This is a genomic window from Streptomyces sp. NPDC051940, from assembly GCF_040680895.1.
Lineage (GTDB): Bacteria > Actinomycetota > Actinomycetes > Streptomycetales > Streptomycetaceae > Streptomyces.
On sequence record NZ_JBFAXR010000022.1, the window covers coordinates 1 to 22671 of the forward strand.

The 22671-nt window shown below is 72.3% G+C and carries 21 protein-coding genes, 1 tRNA gene and 1 pseudogene; 16 read left to right on the plus strand and 7 right to left on the minus strand.

Features of this window, described 5'->3' with window-relative positions:
• Nucleotides 1-208: 208 nt before the first annotated feature.
• The 8 genes from AB0M28_RS11780 to AB0M28_RS11815 all read left to right on the plus strand — a co-directional run bounded on the left by AB0M28_RS11780 (nucleotide 209) and on the right by AB0M28_RS11815 (nucleotide 6524).
• Nucleotides 209-439, plus strand: coding sequence for a hypothetical protein (locus AB0M28_RS11780; protein WP_365401677.1), 231 nt, complete (start codon nucleotides 209-211; stop codon nucleotides 437-439).
• Nucleotides 436-1362: a metal-dependent hydrolase gene (locus AB0M28_RS11785; RefSeq protein WP_365401680.1), complete on the plus strand. Its 927-nt coding sequence runs from the start codon at nucleotides 436-438 to the stop codon at nucleotides 1360-1362. Before AB0M28_RS11780 ends, AB0M28_RS11785 begins: the two co-directional genes overlap by 4 nt.
• A complete protein-coding gene (locus AB0M28_RS11790; protein ID WP_365401683.1) occupies nucleotides 1359-1634 on the plus strand; it encodes a hypothetical protein in 276 nt (91 codons plus the stop codon). Before AB0M28_RS11785 ends, AB0M28_RS11790 begins: the two co-directional genes overlap by 4 nt.
• The gene (locus AB0M28_RS11795; RefSeq protein WP_365401686.1) at nucleotides 1631-2572 is read left to right on the plus strand and encodes a metal-dependent hydrolase; all 942 of its coding nucleotides are present in this window, start codon (nucleotides 1631-1633) and stop codon (nucleotides 2570-2572) included. The genes AB0M28_RS11790 and AB0M28_RS11795 overlap by 4 nt, the downstream gene beginning before the upstream one ends.
• Before the next feature lie 183 nt (nucleotides 2573-2755).
• On the plus strand, nucleotides 2756-3907 hold the full coding sequence (gene rho / locus AB0M28_RS11800; protein ID WP_365401689.1) for a transcription termination factor Rho: 1152 nt from the start codon (nucleotides 2756-2758) through the stop codon (nucleotides 3905-3907).
• A 146-nt stretch (nucleotides 3908-4053) separates the two neighbouring features.
• The gene (locus tag AB0M28_RS11805; protein WP_365401692.1) at nucleotides 4054-4827 is read left to right on the plus strand and encodes an SDR family oxidoreductase; all 774 of its coding nucleotides are present in this window, start codon (nucleotides 4054-4056) and stop codon (nucleotides 4825-4827) included.
• A gap of 53 nt (nucleotides 4828-4880) precedes the next feature.
• Nucleotides 4881-5300 (plus strand): YciI family protein, encoded by a 420-nt coding sequence (locus AB0M28_RS11810; RefSeq protein ID WP_365401695.1) that lies wholly within the window; start codon nucleotides 4881-4883, stop codon nucleotides 5298-5300.
• A 3-nt stretch (nucleotides 5301-5303) separates the two neighbouring features.
• On the plus strand, nucleotides 5304-6524 hold the full coding sequence (locus AB0M28_RS11815) for a sigma-70 family RNA polymerase sigma factor (protein WP_365401698.1): 1221 nt from the start codon (nucleotides 5304-5306) through the stop codon (nucleotides 6522-6524).
• A gap of 1 nt (nucleotide 6525) precedes the next feature.
• Here AB0M28_RS11815 and AB0M28_RS11820 read toward each other — a convergent pair whose 3' ends face one another.
• Together AB0M28_RS11820 and AB0M28_RS11825 are read right to left on the minus strand one after the other, a co-directional pair.
• Complete coding sequence (locus tag AB0M28_RS11820; RefSeq protein WP_365401701.1) at nucleotides 6526-7362, minus strand: undecaprenyl-diphosphate phosphatase; 837 nt, start codon at nucleotides 7360-7362, stop codon at nucleotides 6526-6528.
• A 357-nt stretch (nucleotides 7363-7719) separates the two neighbouring features.
• Nucleotides 7720-7995 carry a hypothetical protein gene (locus tag AB0M28_RS11825; protein WP_365401704.1) on the minus strand — a complete coding sequence of 92 codons (276 nt, stop codon included), beginning with the start codon at nucleotides 7993-7995 and terminating at the stop codon, nucleotides 7720-7722.
• 1239 nt (nucleotides 7996-9234) lie between these two features.
• Between AB0M28_RS11825 and AB0M28_RS11830 the strand changes: the two genes are divergently transcribed.
• The 3 genes from AB0M28_RS11830 to AB0M28_RS11840 all read left to right on the plus strand — a co-directional run bounded on the left by AB0M28_RS11830 (nucleotide 9235) and on the right by AB0M28_RS11840 (nucleotide 11254).
• Nucleotides 9235-9789, plus strand: a complete 555-nt coding sequence (locus AB0M28_RS11830) for a CGNR zinc finger domain-containing protein (RefSeq protein WP_365401707.1) — start codon at nucleotides 9235-9237, stop codon at nucleotides 9787-9789.
• Nucleotides 9790-9936: 147 nt separating this feature from the next.
• Entirely contained in the window at nucleotides 9937-10869 is a 933-nt protein-coding gene (locus AB0M28_RS11835) for an aminoglycoside 3'-phosphotransferase/choline kinase family protein (protein WP_365401710.1), read from the plus strand.
• A 13-nt stretch (nucleotides 10870-10882) separates the two neighbouring features.
• Nucleotides 10883-11254 (plus strand): signal peptidase I, encoded by a 372-nt coding sequence (locus tag AB0M28_RS11840; RefSeq protein WP_365401713.1) that lies wholly within the window; start codon nucleotides 10883-10885, stop codon nucleotides 11252-11254.
• A 32-nt stretch (nucleotides 11255-11286) separates the two neighbouring features.
• Here AB0M28_RS11840 and AB0M28_RS11845 read toward each other — a convergent pair whose 3' ends face one another.
• Both AB0M28_RS11845 and AB0M28_RS11850 read right to left on the minus strand, forming a co-directional pair.
• Nucleotides 11287-12714 (minus strand): aspartate ammonia-lyase, encoded by a 1428-nt coding sequence (locus AB0M28_RS11845; protein WP_365401890.1) that lies wholly within the window; start codon nucleotides 12712-12714, stop codon nucleotides 11287-11289.
• A gap of 15 nt (nucleotides 12715-12729) precedes the next feature.
• Nucleotides 12730-13731, minus strand: a pseudogene (locus AB0M28_RS11850) (asparaginase); the annotation flags it as partial.
• Between the two features lie 83 nt (nucleotides 13732-13814).
• Here AB0M28_RS11850 and AB0M28_RS11855 point away from each other — a divergent pair.
• From AB0M28_RS11855 to AB0M28_RS11870, 4 genes are all read left to right on the plus strand, one after another.
• Nucleotides 13815-14267: an Lrp/AsnC family transcriptional regulator gene (locus AB0M28_RS11855; protein ID WP_365401716.1), complete on the plus strand. Its 453-nt coding sequence runs from the start codon at nucleotides 13815-13817 to the stop codon at nucleotides 14265-14267.
• A 250-nt stretch (nucleotides 14268-14517) separates the two neighbouring features.
• Complete coding sequence (locus AB0M28_RS11860; RefSeq protein ID WP_365401719.1) at nucleotides 14518-16023, plus strand: FG-GAP repeat protein; 1506 nt, start codon at nucleotides 14518-14520, stop codon at nucleotides 16021-16023.
• A 155-nt stretch (nucleotides 16024-16178) separates the two neighbouring features.
• The gene (locus AB0M28_RS11865; protein WP_365401722.1) at nucleotides 16179-17636 is read left to right on the plus strand and encodes an FG-GAP repeat protein; all 1458 of its coding nucleotides are present in this window, start codon (nucleotides 16179-16181) and stop codon (nucleotides 17634-17636) included.
• 212 nt (nucleotides 17637-17848) lie between these two features.
• Nucleotides 17849-18718, plus strand: a complete 870-nt coding sequence (locus AB0M28_RS11870; RefSeq protein WP_365401725.1) for a Yip1 family protein — start codon at nucleotides 17849-17851, stop codon at nucleotides 18716-18718.
• Between the two features lie 53 nt (nucleotides 18719-18771).
• Here the strand turns inward: AB0M28_RS11870 and AB0M28_RS11875 are convergent, their stop codons facing one another.
• Together AB0M28_RS11875 and dcd are read right to left on the minus strand one after the other, a co-directional pair.
• Complete coding sequence (locus AB0M28_RS11875) at nucleotides 18772-20265, minus strand: ricin-type beta-trefoil lectin domain protein (protein WP_365401728.1); 1494 nt, start codon at nucleotides 20263-20265, stop codon at nucleotides 18772-18774.
• Nucleotides 20266-20406: 141 nt separating this feature from the next.
• The gene (gene dcd / locus AB0M28_RS11880) at nucleotides 20407-20982 is read right to left on the minus strand and encodes a dCTP deaminase (RefSeq protein ID WP_365401731.1); all 576 of its coding nucleotides are present in this window, start codon (nucleotides 20980-20982) and stop codon (nucleotides 20407-20409) included.
• Between the two features lie 559 nt (nucleotides 20983-21541).
• Between dcd and AB0M28_RS11885 the strand changes: the two genes are divergently transcribed.
• Nucleotides 21542-21615 (plus strand) — tRNA-Gly (locus AB0M28_RS11885).
• Between the two features lie 363 nt (nucleotides 21616-21978).
• Here AB0M28_RS11885 and AB0M28_RS11890 read toward each other — a convergent pair.
• Nucleotides 21979-22629 carry a helix-turn-helix domain-containing protein gene (locus tag AB0M28_RS11890; RefSeq protein WP_365401734.1) on the minus strand — a complete coding sequence of 217 codons (651 nt, stop codon included), beginning with the start codon at nucleotides 22627-22629 and terminating at the stop codon, nucleotides 21979-21981.
• Between the last annotated feature and the right edge of the window lie 42 nt (nucleotides 22630-22671).

A 22671-nucleotide genomic window follows, 5' to 3' on the forward strand; every position in this document is an offset into this window, starting at 1 on the left:
GTCGTACGCCACGTCCACCCCGGCGATCAGGCGCGCGTCGCCGGGGCCGGGACCGGGGTCGGTGTTCCGCCGTCACGGGGGTGCGGCGGAAGCCGTCCGCCACGTCCCTCCCGGGAGGGACGCGCCAAGGTCCCTCGCAGGAAGGATTCCGGCTGGGGGCCGCCGGCCGTAGGCTCCAGGCCACATGCGCGTCAAACGGGGTGGGCTGATGGGCAGAGGTGCGCGTACGCGCGTACGCGGGGCGGGGGTCGCCGAGACGGCGGGGTACCTCGCCGCCGCGCTGATCATCGTGGGCGGCGGCGCCCTGCTGGCCAAGCCGACGCCCATCCTGAACTGGATCGTCGGCCCCGCCCTGACCGTCGTGTGCGTCGGTCTCATCGGCGGCGCCGCAGAGCGCCGCCGGAGGCGCCGCGGCGAGGCCGGGGAGGACGCCGAGTGAGCTGGGCGGCCCACGAGCTCGAGAGCTACATCCTGCACCGGCACACCAGGACCCAGGTCTCGTACCTGGCGATACTCGTCGGCTGCCTCAGCCCCGACATGCTCACCAAACTCCCGGTCTACGGCCTGGAGATCGGCAGCCTGGTCATCAGACCCGAGCACCCCTGGGAGTACCACCGCGGCTGGCCGGGCGTCGGCCCCACGCACTCCCTGATGTACGCCGTACTCCTCGGCCTGCTGGTGCTGTGGCTGTTCAAGAGCCGGGAATGGGCCCTCGGCCTGTTCATCGGCACCGCCGCGCACGTCCTCACCGACTGCTTCGACAGCGTCGGCGTGATGCTCTTCTTCCCGTTCACCGAGCAGCACTACACGACCGGGATGTGGGCGTACGCCGCCCAGGCCGGGAGATACGGCGACGCCGCCGCGTACTACGGCAGCCTGGGCCTGGTCTGGGACCTGTTCTGGCTGGCCGTGCTGCTGCTCAACTGGCGCTCGCTGCGCTCCTCGTACTTCTTCGAGAAGGTCGCGCCGGGCGACCCCGCGTGGGCCTGGCTGCGCGAGCGCGCGCACGCCCCCGACCGGGTGCTGCTCGCCCTGTACCGCTGCTACTTCGTCTACGGTGCCTGCCGGATCTTCGGCTGGACGCTCTGGGCGCACGGCCGCCAGGGCGCCCCGATGGACTGGGGCTGGAACGGCCCGTACTGGGTGGACAAGGCCACCGTCGAGCAGACCGGCGGACTGGAGCTGCTGGGGACCAGCGTCACCGGCTTCACGGGGCTCGTCGTCACCTGCTGGCTGCTGTGGCTGGCCGCCGGCCGCAGGCTGTGGCTGCGGACCCCGCCGTACGCCCCCGCCGAACCGGAGCCCGTGGCGGTGCCCGCGCCCCGGGAGCCGCTGGAGGCGAAGAGCGCGGAGCGCTCGTGAGGGCGCCGCGGACCCGGGCGGGGGACGTCGCCGGCTACGCGGTGGCCGTCGCGCTCCTGGTCGGCGGCGGGGCGGTCTTCACCCGGGCGATCCTGACGTTCAACCGCGGCCCGGCGCTCGCGGTGGCGGCGATCGTGCTGGTCGGGTGGGGTGTGGACCGGCTGCTGGGGCGGCGGGGCCGCGCCGCCCAAGCGGAGGACGACGCCGACGCCGGGACCCGGTCCGGAGACGTTCCCGCCGGGCGGGAATACGGCACGGGGGATGAGCGTTGAGCTGGGCAGCGCACGAGCTGGAGAGTTACATCCTCCACCGGCACACGCGGACCCGCGTCTCGTACCTCGCGGTCCTCCTCGGCTGCTTCCTGCCCGACATGGGCACGAAGGGCACGGTCTACGGCTTCTCCGTCGGCAGCTACAGCTTCAGGCCCGAGCACGCCTGGGAGTACCACCGCGGCTGGCCGGGTGTCGGCTTCACCCACACCCTGGCCTGGGGCGTCGTCGTGGCCCTGCTCGTCCTGTGGATCTTCCGCAGCCGGGAGTGGTCCCTCGGCCTGCTGATCGGCACCTGGGCCCACGTGCTCACGGACTGCTTCGACAGCGTGGGCGTGATGCTCTTCTTCCCCTTCACCACGCAGCACTACTCGACGGGGATGTGGGCGTACGCGGCCCAGGAGGGCCGCTACGGCGACGCCGCGGCGTACTACGGCAGCCTGGGGCTCGTCTGGGACCTCGGCTGGCTGGCGGCGCTGGCGTACAACTGGCGGGCGCTGACCCCCCGGTACTTCTTCAAGTCGGTCTACCCGACCGATCCGGCGTGGAGTTGGCTGCGCCACCGGGCGCGGCTCTCCGACCGCTTCCTCATGGCGCTGTACCACGCGTACTTCCTGTACGGGGCGTGCCGGATCTTCGCCTGGACGATCTGGGCGCAGACCTCCGAGGACGCACCCATGGACTGGTCCTGGGGCGGGCCGTACTGGGTGGACAAGGCGACCGTCGACCACCCCGCGCCGCTCGAACTCGCGCAGACCACGCTGCTCGGGGCCACGGGGCTGCTGGTGTCGTGCTGGCTGCTGTGGCTGGCGGCCGGCCGCCGGCTGTGGCTCTCGGCCCCGCCGTACGAGCCGCCCCGTGTTACGCTGCCGACAGCGCGGTCGAACGCGGAGGTCTCCTCCGGCTCCCGCGCGGATTCCCTCGACGCCCCGTCGTCGTAGCGGGCTTCGCCCCCTCTCTTCACCCTCTGCACCGCTCAGGCCCGGCGCCGGTCGCCCCGCCCCGACGCGGTTCACCGCCCGCCCGCACCCGCCGGCAGCAGCTGATGCGCCCGGCGCCCGCGGACGGAGCTCCGGCAGCCGTGCGCTGCCCCCATCCCTCATCTCCGAAAGGAAGCGGTCACCATGACCAGCACACTCACCGAACCCCAGCACACCGACCAACTGACAGCCGTCTCCGGCATCTTCGACACCACCACCGGCGGCGCCGGCGTCATCCGGACCGACGGGTACCAGCCCGCACCCGGCGACGTCCACGTCCCGCCGAACACGGTGCGCACGTACGGACTCCGCCGCGGCGACACGGTCCAGGGCACCGCAGCCCGCAAGGGCGGCCGGGGCAAGCAGCCCGCCCTGGCGCACGTCGACACCGTCAACGGACTCCCCCCGGGCGGGAAGCGGCCCAGGTTCGACGACCTCACGCCGCTGTACCCCGAGCAGCGGCTGCGGCTGGAGACCACCCCCGACCGGATCACCGGCCGCATCATCGACCTCGTGTCGCCCGTCGGCAAGGGACAGCGCGGCCTGATCGTCGCCCCGCCGAAGACGGGCAAGACCATGGTTCTGAAGGAACTCGCCCAGGCGGTCCGGCTGAACCACCCGGAGGCACTCCTCATGGTCGTCCTCCTCGACGAGCGCCCGGAGGAGGTCACCGACATGCGCCGCTCCGTCGGACCGGGCGCGGAGGTGCTCTCCTCGACCTTCGACCGCTCGCCCAAGGAGCACACCGCCCTCGCCGACCTCGCCGTGGAGCGCGCGAAGCGCCTGGTGGAGCTCGGCCACGACGTGGTGATCCTGCTCGACTCCCTGACCCGGCTCTGCCGGGCGTACAACAACAGCGCCGCCCCCGGCGGCCGCACCCTGAGCGGCGGCGTCGACGCGGCCGCCGTACGCCACCCGAAGCGCATCTTCGGCGCCGCGCGCAACACCGAGGAGGGCGGCTCCCTGACCATCCTGGCGACGGCCCTGGTGGAGACGGGCTCCCGCGCCGACGAGTACTACTTCGAGGAACTGAAGTCCACCGGCAACATGGAGCTGCGGCTCGACCGCCTGCTCGCCGAGAAGCGCGTCTTCCCGGCCGTGGACGTCGCCCCCTCCGGCACCCGCCGCGAGGAGCTGCTGCTGCACGAGGCCGAGCTGGCGGTCGTACGGAAGCTGCGCCGCGTCCTGCACGACCGGGACACCGTCCAGGCCCTGGAGCTGCTGCGCGACCGGGTCCGCCAGACGGCGAGCAACGCGGAGTTCCTCCGGAAGATCGACCTGAGCACGGCGGCCTGAGCCGGCCGGTCCTGGAAACCCGGCCCGGGACGGCCGCCGAAGAATCTCCTGGAGATCCCTCCCGGCGATGTAGAGAACGCGACTCCCGCTCCGTCCTTGCGTTGAAAGGCCCCGTGAGGGGTCCACACGAGCCGGGGAGAACCGCCATGACGAAGCTGCTGCAGGACAAGACCGCCATCGTGTACGGGGCCGCCGGGAACGTCGGCTCGCACATCGCCCGGGCCTTCGCCCGCGAGGGCGCCCGCGTCTTCCTCGCCGGCCGCACCCCGGCGAAGGTGGAGGCGCTCGCCAAGGAGATCGAGGCCGAGGGCGGCCGGGCGCACGCGGCGCGGGTCGACGCCCTGGACAAGGAGCAGATCGCCGCGCACGCGGCCGAGGTCGTCGACGCCGCGGGGCGGATCGACATCTCCGCCAACGCCATCCAGTACATGACCGTCATGCAGACGACCGGGCTGACCGAGCTGGCCCTGGACGACTTCCTCGCGCCCGTCCGCACGGCGGCCGCCACCCACTTCCTCACCGCCACCGAGGCCGCCCGGCACATGACCGCCCAGGGCGGCGGCACCATCCTCACCCTCTCCACCACCGCGGCCCGCCTCTCCGGCCGCGACCAGGGCCGCCACACCACCGGCGGGTTCAGCGTGGCCTGCGGCGCGGTCGAGACGCTGACCCGGCAGCTGGCCGCCGAGCTGGGCCCGCAGGGCGTGCGCGTGGTCTGCCTGCGCCCCGACGCGCTCCCGGAGACCTGGCCGGGCGAGCCGCCGGCCGGCATCCGCGCGTACATGGAGGAGGGCACCGCGCTGCGCCGGATGCCGACGCTGGCGCAGGTCGGCGACACGGCCGCGTTCGTGGCGTCGGACCGGGCCGGGGCGATGACCGGGACGGTCGTGAACCTCAGCTGCGGGTCGGCGGTCGACTGATGGCGTACGGCAGTGATAGGCACGGCATCACGATCAATCGATGGGAGCGCCCCATGACCCGGTATCTGCTCACCGTGAACTACGACGGCGGCATCTTCGACATCCCCATGGACCAGTGGGCGCCCGAAGACGCGATGGCGCACATGGACTACTACCGCGTCCTGAACGAACAGCTCACCGAGAGCGGTGAACTGGTCGGCGGTATCGCCCTCACCAGCCCCGAGGTGGCGAAGATCGTCACCGCGGGCGAGGCCGGGCGGACGCCGGTGGTCACGGACGGCCCGTACGCCGAGTTCAAGGAGTGGCTGGCCGGCTACCAGATCATCGACGTCGAGTCCGAGGAGCGCGCCCTGGAGATCGCGGCCATGGTCTCCCGCGTCCCCGGCCCCGGCGGCGTACCCACCGAGCAGCCCATCGGGGTCCGGCGGGTGATGGACGACGCGGACGTCGCCGCGATGCTGCCGGAGATGTGACCCGTGCCCATCGGTGACCGGGCCCTGGAGGACCTGCTGCGCGAGCTGGCGCCGCAGGTCCTCGGTGTGCTGGCGCGGCGGTACGGGGACTTCGCCGCGGCCGAGGACGCCGTACAGGAGGCGCTGCTGGCCGCCGCGCGGCACTGGCCCGACGAGGGCGTGCCCGGCAACCCGCGCGGCTGGCTGATCCAGACCGGGGCGCGCCGGCTGCTCGACCAGCTGCGCAGCGAGCAGGCGCGGCGGCGGCGCGAGGCGGAGGTCGCGGCGCTCGAGGTGCCGGGCGCCGAGGCGTACGACCGCGACGACACGCTCACCGTGCTGTTCCTGTGCTGCCATCCCTCGCTGACGCCCGCCTCGCAGATCGCGCTGACGCTGCGCGCGGTCGGCGGTCTGACGACGGCGGAGATCGCGCGGGCGTTCCTCGTCCCCGAGGCGACGATGGCGCAGCGCATCAGCCGGGCGAAACAGCGGTTGCGGGACGCGGAGTTCCGGCTGCCGGAGCCGGCCGAGCTGCCCGATCGGCTGCGGTCGGTGCTGCACGTGCTGTACCTCGTCTTCAACGAGGGGTACGTCGGCACGTCCGGAGACACCCTGCAGCGCGTCGAGCTGTCGCAGGAGGCGATCCGGCTGACCCGGACGGTGCGGGCCCTGGTCGGCGCGGACGGTCCCGCGGACGCCGAGACGGCGGGCCTGCTGGCGCTGATGCTGCTCACCGACGCCCGGCGCCCGGCCCGTACGACCGCCGACGGCGAGCTGGTGCCGCTGGACGAGCAGGACCGCTCGCTCTGGGACCGCGCGCTGCTCGCGGAGGGCGTCGCGCTGATCGACGACACGCTGGGCCGCGGCGCGGTCGGCGAATACCAGCTGCAGGCGGCGATCGCGGCGGTGCACGCGCGGGCGGCGGGGCCCGCGGACACGGACTGGCGGCAGATCGCGGCCCTGTACGACCTGCTGGAGCGGATGACCGGCAGCCCGGTCGTCGCGCTCAACCGGGCCGTCGCGGTGGCGATGGCGGACGGCCCCGAGGCGGGGCTGAAGCTGCTGGAGGACCTCGACGGCCGGCTGGCGGACAGCCACCGGGTGGAGGCGGTCCGGGGCCATCTGTACGAGCGCGCGGGCGACACGGCCGCCGCGGTCCGCAGCTACCGCGCGGCGGCCGCCCGTACGCCGAGCACCCCGGAGCGGCGCTATCTGCTGGCGCGGGCGGCGCGCCTGGTGGGGTAGCTCAGGACTCCAGGACGCCCGTGCCCAGCAGCGTGAAGAGCAGCACGCCGACCACGATGCGGTACACGACGAAGAGGTTGAAGTTGTTCTTGGCGACGTAGCGCAGCAGCCAGGCGATCGAGGCGTACGCGACCAGGAACGACACCACCGTGCCGACGATCAGCGGGGCGGCGCCGACGTTGCCGCCGACGGCGTCCTTCAGCTCGTAGATCCCCGCGCCGGTCAGCGCGGGCAGGCCGAGGAAGAACGACAGCCGGGTCGCCGCGACGCGGTCCAGGCCCAGCAGCAGACCGGTCGACATCGTCGCGCCGGAGCGGGAGAAGCCCGGGAAGAGCAGCGCGAGGATCTGCGAACCGCCCACGAGCATCGCGTCCTTGAGCGTGGTGTCGTCCTCGCCGCGCTTGAGCGAGGCGTACCGGTCGGCGGCGTACATGATGCCGCTGCCGACGATGAGCGAGCCGGCGACCACCCACAGCGAGGCGAGCGGCCCCTCGATCAGCGGCTTCGCCGCGAGCCCCACCACGACGATGGGGATGGTCGCGTAGATGACCCACCAGGCGAACTTGTAGTCGTGGCCGGTCCGTTGCTCCTTGTCCCGGATGCCGCGCCCCCAGGCGGTGGTGAACCGCACGATGTCCTTCCAGAAGTACACCAGCACGGCCGCGATCGCCCCGACCTGGATCACCGCGGTGAACGCGACGACCGACTTGTCGTCGACGTCGATCCCCATCAGCCCCTCGGTGATCTTCAGATGACCGGTGGACGACACGGGCAGGAACTCCGTCACCCCTTCCACGACCCCCAGGATGACCGCTTCCCCGACTCCGATCGCGCTCACGTGCCCCAGCTCTCCTCGCGGTGGTAGGTACGGGGGCACAGCCTATGAGTTCCACCGACGACTCCGAACCTGACGAAAGTCATGCACCCCCTCTGCCGATGGTCCTCCGGCCCACCCCACGCAACCGCAACCACCGCCCCGGCGGCCTGTCCTCCCGTGAAACGGCTGCGGATCGCAACGCACACATGGCTCGGCACACTGCTGTCGTCGCTGTACGGCGGAGCCGTCGCGTACGCGGCCCGGGCGCTCGCGGTCCGGGCCCGGGAGTTCTGCGGGGTCGGCTCCTCGTGTGCCTGACGTCGCTCCGGCCGGCCCGGGTGCTCTTCGCGAGTCAGGGAATGGTGAACAGCCCCGTCCTCACGTCCGGCGGACCACCTCCGCCGCGCCGGCCTGCAGGGCCGCTATGCCCAGCAGGAGCGCCGCGGGTGTGACCGCGGGGGCCAGGAGGCCCGTGGCGCCCGCGCCCGCCGCGGCGGCCGTGACCTTCAGGCCCGCGCCCAGCGTGAAGACCTGCGGGCGCACCTGAGGCGGGGCGTGGTCCGCGCGGATGCGCAGCGTGGCGGCGAGGAGGGGCCCGTCGAAGGCACCGGCGACGGCGAACAGCAGCGCACACCCCGCAAAGGGCTCACACACCGCCGCCCCGGCGAGGGCGACCCCAGTACCGGCCAGGCTGCCGCCCGCGACCCCCCGCGGCGTGACCCTCTCCGGCAACCGCGCGGCCCCCAACGCCCCGACAAGCGCCCCAACGGCGAACACGACCATCAGCACACCCCCGCCCCCCGGATACCCCCGCGCATCCTCCACCTGCACAGCGGTGAGCGTGAGCCCTCCAACCCCGAGAAACGCGAGGGTGGTCCCGGCGGTGATACCCCGCAGCGGCCGGATACGCCAGAGGGCCCGAAGGGCGGCGGTGCCGGGGCGCGGGGCGGGGGCCCCGGCCTGGGTGGCGCGCGGAGACTGCAAGCCAGGGCCCTGATCGACCACCTCGTCCCGTGCGGACTGCGGTCCTCCCGCCTCGGGGGCGCGCCCCCGGTCCACAGCCTGTGGGTTCTGTGGGCGACCGGCCCGTGAGGCGTGTGGGGCGGTGGGCCCGATCCCAGCCTGTCCGGCGTTTGAGGACGAGCGCCGCAGGCGCGATGCGGCCGCAGGCCGAGCGGGGGTCCGGGGGCGGAGCCCCCGGAACAGCCCGCCCGGCGTTTGAGGGCTGAGGCGCGAAGCGCCGAATCGCGCCGCAGGCGCCGACGCAACCGCACGCGCCGACGCAACCGCACGCGCCGACGCCACCGCAGGTACGAGCACGCGATCGAGCGACACCATCACCCCCGCCGCCCCAGCGGCGAACGCAGCCAGAAGCCATCCCGCCCCCGACGCCCCCACAAGGCCCGCGACCCCCGCGACAACCCCGGGCCCACCCACAGACGCCACGTTGTACGTGACCGCGTCCAGCGCGAACGCCCGCCGCCCACCCCCGGGCGCTAGCCCGGCAAGCACGCTGGACAACCCGCCGGAAACGGCGGGCCCGCACGCACCCCCCACCATCGCCACGCACAGCGTCACCCCGAGCGGCGCCCGCCCGAGCAGCACCGTCAGCCCCCCGACGGCCACCGCGAAGCCCAGGAGCACCGCGCCGTAGAACAGCCCCACCCGCCGTGCCCGCCCCGCGAGCGCCCCCGCGACGGGAGCGGCGACGACGTGCGGCGCCATCCACGCGACGAGCACCGCCGCGGCGGCCCCCGCACTGCCCGTGCGCTCCCGCGCCAGCAGCACGACGGCGATGCCCATCCCCTCGTCGGCGGTCCGGGCGAGCGTCGCGGCGGTCAGATAAGGAAGTAACGGCTTCACGCAAAAAGACGTTACCGATACCCTGACCCCGTGCACAAGCACGGATTCCGCCCCGCAGAGCGGCTCATCGACCTCGCCAACGCCGTCCGCGAGGACCCCGCGCTGCCCCGCGACGCCCTGGCGGACCTGCTGGAACGCCACGGCGAGACCGGCCTGAACGACGACGGCGACAGCGGCGCCGCCGCCTTCACGGACACGGACGCCGCCATCCTGCGCCTGGCCGTACGCCGCCTCATCGACGACGTGCTGACCGCCACGGACACCGACCGCGCGGCCCTCGCCCTGAACGCGATCCTCGAGGAGTGCGGCGCCCGCCCCCGTCTCTCCCGCCACGACGGCCACGCCTGGCATCTCCACGTGGACCGCAGTGACGACGCCTCGTGGTCCGACTGGCTGCTCGCCTCCTCGGCCCACGCCCTCGCGCAGCTTCTCGGCGACCGCGGCCGCGTCGCGTGGTCCGCCTGCGCGGCGGCCTCCTGCGGCCGGTTCTTCCTGCTCACCGGCCCGGGCTCACCGCGCCGCTACTGCTCCACAGCCTGTGGAACACGCGAACGCGTCGCGGCACACCGGCGACGACACGCATGACCAACTCCCCTCCCTAAAACGAGAGATGGCCAACACCCCACCTACTCACCCCCGATGGGCAATCCCCCGCACCCGCACCCGAGTTGCCCAACCCCCTGTCCCAATAATCCCTTTGCTCCCCCCGACCCTCCCGTCTACCCTCCCTTCATGCTCCCCCGCGTAGAGACCGATGCCGACCGATCCGCCGTCATCCCCGACGAGCGGATCATGCGCCCCGGCGCCACCGCCCTGCTCCGCGAACTGGGCCTCAAAGACCCGCCGTTGACCCGTTTCAGCACCGGCTCCCAGCCCGTCTACGCCGTCGGCGACGACCTCGTCCTCAAGCTGTTCCCCGCAGCCTCCGCCCAGGACGCCGCCAGTGAGACCCGCGCCCTCATGCACCTCCACGGCCGGCTCCCCGTACCGACCCCGCGCGTGCACGCCCACGGCGAGTACCCCGACGGCTGGCACTACGTGCTCATGTCCCGTCTGCCGGGCGCCAGTCTGGAGACCGAGTGGCCCGGCCTCACCCCCGCCGCCCGCGACCGCGCCGCCACCGAGACCGGCGAACTCCTCGCCGCCCTGCACGCGGTCGACCCGCGGCCGCTCGCGGACGTCCTCGGGCCCGGCGACTGGACGGCGTTCACCGCGAAGCAGCGGGCGGGCGCCGTCGCCCGGCAGCGCGGAAAGGGGCTGTCGGAGCCGTGGCTGGAGCAGCTCCCCGGATTCCTGGCCGGTGTCGAACTCCCGCCCCCGGCCGAGCCGTCGCTCCTGCACACCGAGCTGATGAGCCAGCACCTGATGACGGCCGGCGGGGCAGGCCGCCTCACCGGCGTCTTCGACTTCGAGCCCGCCATGATCGGCGCCCCGGCGTACGACTTCGCGGCCGTCGGCGTGTTCGTCACCCGCGGCGACGCGCGTCTGATGGGCCGCGTACAGGCGGCGTACGGACGCTGTGTCGACCCGCGCGAGATCATGGCGTACACGCTGCTGCACGTCTACAGCGACCTGCCCTGGTACCTCCAGGAGCTGGGCGCCCCCGCCGAACCCGCCCTGGACGCCCTCGCCGCGTCCTGGTTCGGCACCGCCGGGGATCTCTGACACCATCGCCCCCATGGACGACACGCTCTACGTGGGCCACGCCGGCCGCGACGCCGCACTGGACCGGGGCTGGCTGCTCGGCCACTTCAAGGACGCCGGGGATCCGAGGCACAGCGAGGACGTGGAGATCAAGTGGGGCGTCCACCCGAAGGGCGACGAGCGCGCCCGGTGGGCGACCGCCGAGGTGCGCACCGCGCTGCTGGTGCTGATCAGCGGCCGCTTCCGGCTGGACTTCCCGGACCGCAGCGTCGTCCTCGCCGAACAGGGCGACTACGTCGTGTGGGGCAAGGGCGTCGACCACTCCTGGCAGGCCGAGGAGGAGTCCGTCGTGCTGACCGTGCGCTGGCCCTCGGTGCCGGGCTACCGGGTGCCCGATCCGGAGTGACCCGGCACCACACGGCGTAACCCCGAAGAGCCTCAGCCCACCGTCCCCGTCAGCCGTTCCGGCGTGAGGATCGCCGCCAGCCGGTCCGCGGGCAGCAGTTCGCGCTCCAGGGCCAGTTCCGCCACCCCGCGCCCAGTGCGCAGCGCCTCCTGCGCGATCGCCGTGGCCTCCGTGTAGCCGATGTGCGGGTTGAGTGCCGTGGCCAGGCCGATCGACGTCTCGACCGCCTCGCGCATCCGGTCGGTGTTGGCCGTGATGCCCGTGACGCAGCGCTCCGCCAGGGTGAGGCAGGCGGCCCGCAGCATCGACATGCTCTGCGCGAGGGCGTGCAGCATCACCGGCTCGAAGGCGTTGAGCTGCAGCTGACCGGCCTCGGCGGCCATGGTGACGGTCAGGTCGTTGCCGATGACCTCGAAGGCGACCTGGTTCACCATCTCCGGGATCACCGGGTTGACCTTGCCCGGCATGATGCTCGAACCGGCCTGCACCGGCGGCAGGTTGATCTCGCCGAACCCCGCGCGCGGCCCGGAGGACAGCAGCCGCAGATCGTTGCACGTCTTCGACAGCTTCACCGCGAAGCGCTTCAGTACGCCGGAGAGCTGGACGAACGCGCCGCAGTCCTGCGTGGCCTCGACCAGGTTCACCGAGGTGACCAGCGGCAGCCCGGTGATCCCCGCGAGATGGCGGCGGGCGGTCTCGGCGTACCCGGGCGGGGCGTTGAGGCCGGTGCCGATGGCGGTCGCGCCGAGGTTGATCTCGTGGATCAGCTCGACGGCCTCCGCCAGCCGCTGCCGGTCCTCGCCGAGCATCACGGCGTACGCGGAGAACTCCTGGCCCAGCGTCATCGGCACGGCGTCCTGCAGCTGCGTCCGGCCCATCTTCAGCACGTCCGCGAACTCCGCCGCCTTCGCCGCGAACGCGTCCTGCAGCACCCCCGCGGCGTCCAGCAGCTCGCGGGCCGCGGTGATCGCCGCGATGCGGACGGCCGTCGGGTAGACGTCGTTGGTGGACTGGCTGAGGTTGACGTCCTCGTTGGGGTGGAGGTGGCGGTAGTCGCCGCGGTCGTGACCGAGCAGCTCCAGGGCGCGGTTGGCGACGACCTCGTTGGCGTTCATGTTGGTGGAGGTGCCGGCGCCGCCCTGGATGACGTCCACGACGAACTGGTCGTGCAGCGCGCCCGAGCGGATCTCGGCGCAGGCGGCGGCGATCGCGTCCGCCTTCGCCTCGCCGAGGAGGCCCAGCTCCTGGTTGGCGCGGGCGGAGGCCTCCTTCACCGCGGCCAGCGCGGCGACCAGCTGGGGGTGGGCGGAGATGGGGGTGCCGGTGACGGGGAAGTTCTCCAGCGCGCGCAGGGTGTGGACGCCCCAGTAGACGCCGGCGGGGACCTCGCGGTCGCCGAGCAGGTCGTGCTCGCGTCGGGTCGCGGGCGCTTCCGGCGCGGGTACTTCCTGCGCGGGCACCTCGGCCACCGCTTCCGGCGCCCCGATCAGCGTACGAAGCAGCCCCTCGCGGTCCGCCGTCTCCGCCAGCAGCGCCGCCACCAGCGCGATCCGCAGCTGCCCGGCCCGCAGCGTGCCGCCGAGCACGGCGCCCGCCTTCACCAGGTCCACGGCGCCGCCGCCGGTGTACATCTCGGCGACCGGGCCGGCCGGCACCCGCGTGCTGAGCACCACGAGCACCCCCTGGCCCACCGCCTCGGCGACGGCGTCGGCGAACTCCGGCGTCGCGTTGCCCGCGCCGGTGGCCACCAGCACCAGCCCCCGGGCGCCGGCCGCGACCGCGGCGCGCAGCAGCAGCGGATCGCCGTCGGTGTGGTGCGTCACGACGTCGACCCGCGGCAGCAGCTCATCGGCGTACCCGGGGGCGTAGGCGGCGGCCGGCAGGGGGAGGGCGGCCGGCCGCGGCAGGGTGCGGTCCAGGGTGACGCGGCTGAAGCCGATCCGGCCGAGCGGCTCCCCGGAGGGGTCCGCGAACGCCTCGGCGGCCAGCGTCTGGGTCTTCACGGTGCCGCGCGCCGCGTGCACCAGGCCGTTGAACGCGACGAGCACGCCGAGCCCGCGCACCGTCGAGGCGACGCGCAGGGCGTCGCAGAGGTTGCCGGGCCCGTCGCCGTCGGGGGTGCCCAGCGGCTGCTGGGCGCCGGTGAACACCACCGGGCGGGGGTCGGTGTGGTGGAGGTCCAGCAGGAACGCCGTCTCCTCCAGGGTGTCCGTGCCGTGCGTGACGACGATCCCGGCGACCTCCGGGTCGGCCAGGATCTCGTGGACGGTGCGCAGCAGGGTGAGCTGGCGCCGGGTGGTCATCCGGGAGCTGTTCACGTTGAACAGGTCGACGACCTCGACCCGCACGTCCTCGGGTACCGCGGCGCCGGCCAGCACGTCCGCGCCGTCGGCCTCGGCGGCGTAACCGGTGCCCTGCCAGCGGCTCGCTATGGTGCCGCCGGTGCTGATCAGGACGATGCGCTTGAGGTCTTCCATGTGCGGAAGAATAGGGCAAAGCACCTCGTATCCGATTGCGATTCTCGCGCGCGGGAACGGTTCTGCTCGTAGATAATTGCGTCATGGACAAGATCGACCGTCATATCTTGCGTGAGCTCCAGGCCGACGGCCGGCTGACCAATCTCGAGCTCGCCGAACGCGTCGGCCTCAGCGCCTCCGCCTGTATGCGCCGGGTCCGCCAGCTGGAGGCCGACGGCGTGATCCGCGGCTACCGGGCGGTCATCGACCCCGAGGCCGTCGGGCGCAGCTTCGAGGTCCTGGTCTCCATCGAGGTGCGGCGCGACCGGCGCTCGGTCGAGGCGTTCGAGGAGGCCCTGCAGGACATCCCCGACGTGATCGAGGCGTACCGCCTCTTCGGCAGCCCCGGCTGCCTGCTGCGCATCGCGGTCGCGGACCTCGCCGCGTACGAGCAGCTGTGGATCGAGCGGCTCACCGCGCTGGAGGGCGTGACCGAGGTCAACTCGCAGATCATCATGAAGCGCGTGAAGGAGCCGCGCGGACTGCCCATCGGCTGACCCCCATCGGCTGACCCGGGCCCGCCCGCCGGCCCGCTGCCGCCCGCCGCGTGAAAATCCGCCGCGGGGCCGTACAACCACGGGTGAACCTCGAATGTCTAAGTAGCTGAGGGCAACACGGTCATTAACCGCTTAAAGCACTCAAAAGCCCCGGCTCCCCCACGACAGCACAACCCATCCCCCCATGCACCAACCCCGCGGCCGGGCGGGCCGGCAGCGGACCCCAGCGAGGGGATCAAGGAGGCACTCCGTGCGTCATGTTCGAATCGCGGCCTTAGGAGCCGCGACGTTTCTGGTCGTGGGCGGCGCCGCCGTCCTGACGGCACCGGCCGCCCAGGCGGAGTCCATCGGCTGGCAGCACCGCAACACCGACTTCGACGGCAACGGCTACGACGACGTCGTGGTCGCCGCCCCGAGCGCCACGATCAGCGGCGTGCAGTGGGCCGGATACGTCGCCGTGCAGTACAGCTCGTCGAGCGGCGTCAGTACGACGAAGAAGACGCTCCTCAGCCAGAACACCTCCGGCGTACCCGGCGCCGCCGAGGCCGCCGACGGCTTCGGCAAGGCCGTGGCCAGCGGCGATCTGAACGGGGACAAGTACGACGACCTGGTCGTCGGCGTCCCGGGCGAGGACCTGGGGACGCTCTCCAACGCGGGCGGCGCCACGGTGTTCTGGGGCTCGTCGACCGGCCTTCACGGCTCCGACAGCACCTGGCTGCAGAGCATCGAGCCGAGGGCGGGCGCGAACTTCGGCAAGGCGCTGGAGGCCGCGATGTACTTCGCCCCCGACCCGACGGACCCCGAGCTGGTCCGGCACGACAGCATCGCCGCCCTGGAGAACGACGAGCTGATGTTCTTCACCTACGACTCCACGGCCCAGACCGCCGCGGAGTCCCTGAAGGCCACGGCCGCGGGCGCCAGGGGGCTCGGGGCGCTCGCCGACGAGGCCACCATCACGCTGATGAACCTCAGCCACGGCAACTACAACGAGGACCCGTACGCGGACCTGGCCTTCTCCGGCGTGATCAACGCCGACGGCGGTCCGGTCGGCATCACCTTCGTCGCCCACGGGGCGCAGAACTTCGAGGACATGTCCGACGGCGGCACCTTCTACCAGGGGCCGTCCATCGTCTCCAGCGACTTCAACTCCGACGGCCAGGACGACCTCGCCATCGGCGACACCACCGAGAACTCGGCGCCGGCCGGCGGCTCGGTCTCCGTCTACCTGGGCCAGGGCGATCTCTCCGGGCTCAGCAACACCCCGGCGCTGACCTGGACCCAGAACACCCCCGGGATTCCCGGCGGCAACGAGAACGGCGACGAGTGGGGCGCCGACCTGTCGGCCGGCGACACCAACGGCGACAACCTCCCCGACCTCGCCATCGGCGCACCCGGTGAGGACATCGGCTCGGTCAAGGACGCCGGCGCGGTCACCGTGCTGCGCGGCGCGCCCGGACCTGCCGGACTCACCACGACGGGTGCGGTCTCCTTCAACCAGAACACCTACCGGATCCCCGGCGGCGCGGAGGCGGGCGACCGCTTCGGCGGCGAGGTCCGGCTGACCGACGCCAACGGCGACAAGCTCTTCGGGCTGCTGGCGGCGGCACCGGGCGAGAACACAGGCGACGGGTTCGTCTGGGTGATCCCGGCGGTCAGGGGTACCGGCCTGGTCGCCAAGGGCACCTGGACGTACAACGGCGCCACGCTCGGCGGGCCGACCGCGAACGCCAAGTTCGGGTCGGCGATCGACGAGTAGATCGACGAGTAACACGGGTCACTCGGATTTCACCTGATCCCCCTGTCCCGTACAACCATCCCGTCACATCAGCGGTCTCCTGATCGCCGAACGCGGCGCTGCACCCGGACCAACCCGGGTGCAGCGCCGCGCATCAGACATCAGGAGCGCTGCACATGACTCTTCGCTATCGCGTCGCCCTGGCCACTGCCGCTGCCGCGGCGCTGACCGGCGGTCTCCTCAGTGTCACCGCGGGTGAGGCGTCCGCCCTGGCCAAGGGCGCGTTCGCCGACTTCAACAACGACGGATACGCCGACGTCGCTTACTCCGCGGGTTACGCGACGGTCAACGGGCACGCGGGCGCCGGACAGATCGTCGTGATGTACGGAACGGCCAGTGGCCTGACGTCCACCAAGCGCCAGACGATCAGCCAGGACACCCCCGGCGTCTCCGGCGCCGCCGAGACGAACGACGGCTTCGGCTGGTCCAGCGCCATCGGCGACTTCGACAACGACGGCTACGACGACCTCGCCGTCGCCGCCGAGCGCGAGAAGCTCGGCACCGACGTGTCGGCCGGGATGGTGAACATCTTCCGCGGCTCCCCGACCGGGCTCACCGGCGGCGGCACGCTGACCGACCCGGCGCCGTCCGGCCACGACAACTGGGGCCGCTCGCTCGCGGCCGGCGACTTCGACGGCGACGGCCGGGACGATCTGGCGGTCGGCAGCGACAACGCCCGGACGTACGTCTTCGCCGCGAACCTCACCAGCAGGTACACCATCCAGCCGCCGATCGACTCCGGTAAGACCTCGGAGGGCCAGGTGCTCGGCACGCTCTCGATGCACGCGGGCGACGTGACCGGCGACGGGCGCGACGACCTCGTCGTCGACGGCTACGACTCCCACACCGACCAGGGCTGGAACGCGAACTTCTACTTCGCGGGCACGGCCTCCGGGCTGGGCGGGAGCTGGACCCAGCTCACCTCCGGGATCATGACCGGCATCGACGACGTCAACAACGACGGCTACGGCGACATCGTCACCGGGATCCAGTGGGACAAGACCGTGCCGTACTCCGGCCTCGGCGGGAAGGTCGTCGTACGCTTCGGCTCGCCGAGCGGCCCGGCCGGCAAGCAGGTCCTCACCCAGGACACCGCCGGCGTCCCCGGCGTCTCCGAGACCGGCGACGGTTTCGGCACCGAGGTCACCCTCGGCGACATCAACAAGGACGGCTACGCCGACCTCGCGATCGGCACCCCCTGGGAGAACCTGACGAACAGCGCCGGGACGTCCATCGTCAACAGCGGCTCCGTCACCGTCGTCTACGGCGGGCCCAGCGGGCTGAACACCGCCTCCGGCATCCAGTACTTCGAGCAGAACACCTCCGGTGTGCCGAGCGTCGGCGAGAAGGACGACGAGTTCGGCAGCGAGGTCAAGCTCGCCGACGTGACCGGCGACGGCGCCGCCGACCTCACCATCGGCTCCTTCGGCGAGAACGGCTACAACGGCGCCCTGACCGTCCTGAAGTCCACCGGCACCAAGCTCACCACCACCGGCGCGGCGATCTTCGGCCCCAGCAACGTCGGCGTGAGCACGGCAGGCTCCCCGGTCTTCGGCGGCAACGCGGCCAACTGACGACGACATCGTCACCGGCCAGGCGTTCGAGAAGTCGTACCGGGCGCCCGATGGCGCGCTCGGCGGGGCAAATACTGACCCCGCTCACCTGCACACGCACGACCGCCGGGCCGGTACACCCCGTACGGAATGTCCCCTACGGGTTGTACCGGCCCGGTCACAATGACCCGTCCGGGTCCGCGGGCCCCGTCGGACCAGGTACGTTCGAATGCGTGGCTGGATTCAGGAACCGCCGTGGACCAGACCCCCACGGCGCAAGGCAGCAGGGACCGGGACGTCCGTCGTACGACCCCCGCTACGGCGCGCCCGCGGGCCCGCCGCCGGGCGGGCAGCGCGGCCAGTGGCAGCAGCGCGGCGGCGGTCAGGACGGCCCGGAGTACTTCGACGGCGGCCGCCCTCGCCCGTACCAACCGGACAATCCCGGCTACACCCACCCGTACGGCGTCGGCGAGGCCCCGGACGCGTACGGGCAGGACCCCTACGGCCGGTACGACGACGGCACCACGTACCAGGCGGGCGCGCCCGCCCCGGTGCCGGCCGGTCCGCGGCTGCACTGGAAGGACCTGCTGAGCGGGATCGTCTTCCGCCCGAACAGGACGTTCTGGCAGATGCGCGACCACACCATGTGGCCCACCGCGCTGATCGTCACCTTCCTCTACGGCCTGCTGGCGATCTTCGGCACGGAGGACGCCCGCGACGACGTCCTGGACTCGACGCTCGGGACCTCCGTCCCGTACGCCGTGGCCACCGGCGTCTTCGTGGTGATCGGCTTCATGCTGATGGGCGTCGTCACCCACACCCTGGCCCGCCAGCTCGGCGGCAACGGCACCTGGGGGCCCACCGTCGGCCTGTCGATGCTCATCGTGTCGCTGACGGACGCGCCGCGGCTGGTGCTGGCGATGTTCATGGGCGGCGACGCGACGTTCGTGCAGGCGGTGGGCTGGGCGACGCTGGCCGCGGCGGGCGCGCTGCTGACGTCGATGATCGGCAAGGTGCACGAGATCCCCTGGCCGAAGGCGCTGGCGGCGAGCTCGATCCAGCTGGTGGCGCTGCTGTTCCTGATCAAGCTGGGGACGCTGTAGCCCGTACGCACCGAGGCCCCCTCCGTTCACGGAACGGAGGGGGCTCGTGCGTCCTACGTGAACTGCTGGGCCGCCGACCCGTCGCAGGTCTGGAGCCGCACCCTGTCCGTCGCGGAGGCCAGGGCGAGGCACAGCCCCGTCGCGGCGGCCGGCCGCAGGGTGCCGCCCTGCCGTACGAACTGCTGGTTCGCGCCGCCGTGGCAGTTCCACAGGGTGACGGCCGTGCCCGCGGTGTAGCGCGCGGCGGGGACGTCCAGGCACCGGTCGTGGGTCAGCCCGGTGTAGAGGGTGCGGCGCTGGTCGTCGTGCCACCACAGCTGGTTGCGCCCGTTGTTGCAGGTCCAGCCGCCCACGGCGGCGCCGTTACGGGTGTTGAGATCGAAGACGTCGAGGCAGCTGCCCGTACCGGCGTTCCGTACGGGCTTGAAGGCGTCGTCCCACGCCCCCTCCCGCAGCACGGCGGAGCCGGCGCCGAGCGGGTCGACGCAGCCGGCCTCGCGCCAGCCGCTGTCGTACAGCGCGGTGAGGCAGGAGGCGAAGACGCCGTGGCCGCCGCGGTTGGGGTGGAAGGACTGGCGTACGGAGTTGGAGTCGGGCGGGAAGGGGTTGGACAGGTCCACGGTCAGCCCGCGCGCCCAGGGCGCCTCCATGCAGACCTCGTGTCCGTGGAAGAGCCGGGAGTTGTCGAGGAAGTACGCACCCGTCCGGCGGGCCGCCTCGCGCAGGCCGGTGGCGAACGGCGGCACGGCGGCGTTGCGGGCGAAGGCGGCGTCGGAGGTGTAGCCGGTGCAGCCGCCGGCGAGCTTGCCGGGGTAGGCCGGGTTGTCCTCGACGTCGGGGCCGAGCGGCCCGGGGTAGCCCATGACGACGAGCTTGTAGTCGGTGTCGGCGTATCCGGCGCCGCGCATCACGGTCCGCAGATCGTTGACGGTGGACTCGACCTTGGGCACCAGCGCGTCGACGCGCGCCTGCCACCCGGGGCCGTACTTGGGCTCACAGGGCCCCTGCAGCAGGAACCACCGGGTGACGCAGTCGGTGATCACGGGCCCGAACTGCAGATCGTCGTTGGCGCCGGCCACGAGCAGGACCAGCTTGACCCGGGTGTTGCGGGCGACGATCGCGAGGCTGTCGCTCTGCACCAGCTCGTCGGCGTACTGCTTGGTGCCGCCGATCCGGATGTTGGCGGTGGAGGCGCCGGAGCAGGCGACGTTGTACGTCACGTCGGCGGGGATCCCGGTGCGGTGGATCGCGGCGTCGGGGGAGCGGTGGCACCAGTTGTCGGGCCCGTCGGTGCCGGGTTCGTACGTGCCGACGCCCTCGCCGCTGATCTCGCTGTCGCCGAGGGAGATGAGGGAGGTGGGCCGCTCGTCCAGCGGCAGGACGCCCTGCTCGCCGTACAGCTCGACGGCCTGCGAGGCCCGCACGGCCTCCAGCCCCGGCCGGAGCGGAGCGCCCGCCTCCCCCTCGGCCCGGGCGATCCCGGCCCCGCTCGTGATCACCAGCAGCGCCCCAGCCGCGGCGACGGCCATCCGTTTCCTGCGCACCATTCGAGGACTCCCCTCAGCGGCTCAACGGTTACCGGGGAGTTGTACTCACACGTAGCGCAGATGTGAATGGCCATGGACATGCCGACCGAGGAACGGCCGAAAACGCCTGTGGCCACTGCGGGCCGCCGAGGTCCTGGGGGGTCAGACCTGGGTGCGGTGGAAGTTCATGAAGGACCGCGACGGGGTCGGTCCGCGCTGGCCCTGGTAGCGGGAGCCGTACTTGGCGGAGCCGTAGGGGTGCTCGGCGGGGGAGCTGAGCCGGAACAGGCACAGCTGGCCGATCTTCATCCCCGGCCAGAGCTTGATCGGCAGCGTCGCGACGTTCGACAGCTCCAGCGTCACGTGCCCGCTGAAGCCGGGGTCGATGAAGCCGGCCGTGGAGTGCGTGAGCAGGCCGAGCCGCCCCAGGCTCGACTTGCCCTCGAGCCGCGAGGCGATGTCCTCGGGGAGGCTGATGACCTCGTACGTCGAGGCCAGCACGAACTCGCCCGGGTGCAGGATGAACGCCTCGTCGCCCTCGGGCTCCACCAGCCGCGTCAGATCCGGCTGTTCGACGGCCGGGTCGATGTGCGGATAGCGGTGGTTCTCGAACACCCGGAAGAAACGGTCGAGCCGCACATCGATGCTGGACGGCTGGATCATCCCCGCGTCGTAGGGGTCGATCCGCACGCGCCCGGCGTCGATCTCGGTCCGGATGTCCTTGTCTGAGAGCAGCACCCCACGAGGATACGTGGTGGCGGTCGGCCTCCCGGCAGCGCCACCGCGGGCTTACGGCGAGGTCTTGCGGGCGGCGCGCCCTGCCGCGGTTCCTGGTGGGGGGTGGTGCCTTTGCCGCCGGGGGGTCGCCACCCGTCCCGCCAGGGGTAGCTACCCCTCCCGCCGGGCGACGGGAACGACCTGCCGCAGCCGCCCGCACCTGGGACACCGCACGAGCCGCCCGGGCCCGATCCGCCCGGCGCCGAGATTCTGCATCGGCAGCGAGCTGGTGCTGAAGACATGCCCCTCGGCGCAACGGACGACAGTGGACTCCATGGACTCCGCGTTCCTTCCCCACGTAGCTTCGACAAAAGCCACATTACGGGATGATCGCGACTCTCCCCATCCGCCGCACCGCACACACCCTACGCGCCAACTCCCGCCCACCGCACGGACATCCCGGCGCGCCGTCGCCCTCCACCAGGACAGACAAAAACCCCATCCGCCGTAACGAGACTTCGGCCTCACGGACGCATGGGGTACAGTGTGGAAGCAACGAGAGGCCTCAGGGCCTCCCAGCGCGGGTGTAGTTTAATGGTAGAACATGAGCTTCCCAAGCTCAGAGCGCGAGTTCGATTCTCGTCACCCGCTCCACGAAGAAGCCCCAGGCCACCGGCCCGGGGCTCTTTTGCTGCCCGGACCGCATCGCAGCACCGCGCGCCCGATGGGCTCGGATCCTGGTCCGGCTCGCCAGAAGCTTCATACCGACTACCGACGAGCCGTTCGGTATAACTGGCAAGCACCAGATGGGGATTCTGCCCATACCGACCACACGCGCCCCGAAACGATCCTCCCGCGAGCGCTGGACGGCCGAAAGCAACCGAGAGCCCGTGTGGTTGGTCATCCCGGCGTGAAGGCCCGGCTCCGCGCCGATGGTGGAGGCAGGCGCCGGCCCCGGCCACTCGTCGAAGGGCGGCCCCGGGGCTGGTGTGTTGCCCGGACCCCTCCCAGCTCGCGTCAGGGGGCGTTCCACATGGTCCGGAGTTCGGTCCAGTCCGGGGCTCGGGTGGGCTGCTCGTCCGGTTGGGCGGGGGTGTGGAGGCCCGCGACGAGGAGATCGAGGTAGCGCAGCTTGAGTTCGATCGCGCGTTCGCTGCTCGTGGGCAGGCGGACGTTCAGGTGGTTGAGCAGCAACGGGATGTCCGCGGAGCTGAAGTCGGGGCGCAGCTTGCCGCTGCGGTGGGCGGCCTGCACCAGGTCGTCGAGGGCGCGTCGGAGGCGGTCGTCGGCGGCGTCGACCTCGTCGGTGGCGGGCAGGCGGCCGCCGATGAGGGCGAGGAGGGAGCTGGTGATGGGCGTCGACATCGCTGCCCGGAGGAAGGCGGTGAGGGCGGTCCAGGGATCGGCGTGGTCGGCCATGGCGGTGCGGGCCAGGTCGGTCAGCTCGTTCATGCTCTCGACTCGCAGTGCCTGGGCCAGGTCCTCCTTGGCGGGGTAGCGCCGGTAGAGGCTGCCCATGCCCACGCCGGCGCGGCGGGCGATCTCCGAGACGGGGGCGTTCCAGCCGAGTTCGGCGAAGACCTCGCGAGCCGCGCGCAGGACCCGCTCGTCGTTGCGGTCGGCTTCCTTCTGGCGTCCGCGGGGCGGTCCGGTGCGGTCGGCGCGCATGTGTGGTGCTCCTTCGGTACGGCAGTGGACGCCGCCCTGCCA

What these genes read in the sequence shown, in the direction of transcription:
- AB0M28_RS11805 (WP_365401692.1), top strand. Translation starts at nt 4,054, where the DNA reads ATGACGAAGCTGCTGCAGGACAAGACCGCCATCGTGTACGGGGCCGCC.
- AB0M28_RS11890 (WP_365401734.1), bottom strand. Translation starts at nt 22,629, where the DNA reads ATGCGCGCCGACCGCACCGGACCGCCCCGCGGACGCCAGAAGGAAGCC.
- AB0M28_RS11835 (WP_365401710.1), top strand. Translation starts at nt 9,937, where the DNA reads ATGCTCCCCCGCGTAGAGACCGATGCCGACCGATCCGCCGTCATCCCC.
- AB0M28_RS11810 (WP_365401695.1), top strand. Translation starts at nt 4,881, where the DNA reads ATGACCCGGTATCTGCTCACCGTGAACTACGACGGCGGCATCTTCGAC.
- rho (WP_365401689.1), top strand. Translation starts at nt 2,756, where the DNA reads ATGACCAGCACACTCACCGAACCCCAGCACACCGACCAACTGACAGCC.
- AB0M28_RS11840 (WP_365401713.1), top strand. Translation starts at nt 10,883, where the DNA reads ATGGACGACACGCTCTACGTGGGCCACGCCGGCCGCGACGCCGCACTG.
- AB0M28_RS11780 (WP_365401677.1), top strand. Translation starts at nt 209, where the DNA reads ATGGGCAGAGGTGCGCGTACGCGCGTACGCGGGGCGGGGGTCGCCGAG.
- AB0M28_RS11855 (WP_365401716.1), top strand. Translation starts at nt 13,815, where the DNA reads ATGGACAAGATCGACCGTCATATCTTGCGTGAGCTCCAGGCCGACGGC.
- AB0M28_RS11875 (WP_365401728.1), bottom strand. Translation starts at nt 20,265, where the DNA reads ATGGTGCGCAGGAAACGGATGGCCGTCGCCGCGGCTGGGGCGCTGCTG.
- AB0M28_RS11865 (WP_365401722.1), top strand. Translation starts at nt 16,179, where the DNA reads ATGACTCTTCGCTATCGCGTCGCCCTGGCCACTGCCGCTGCCGCGGCG.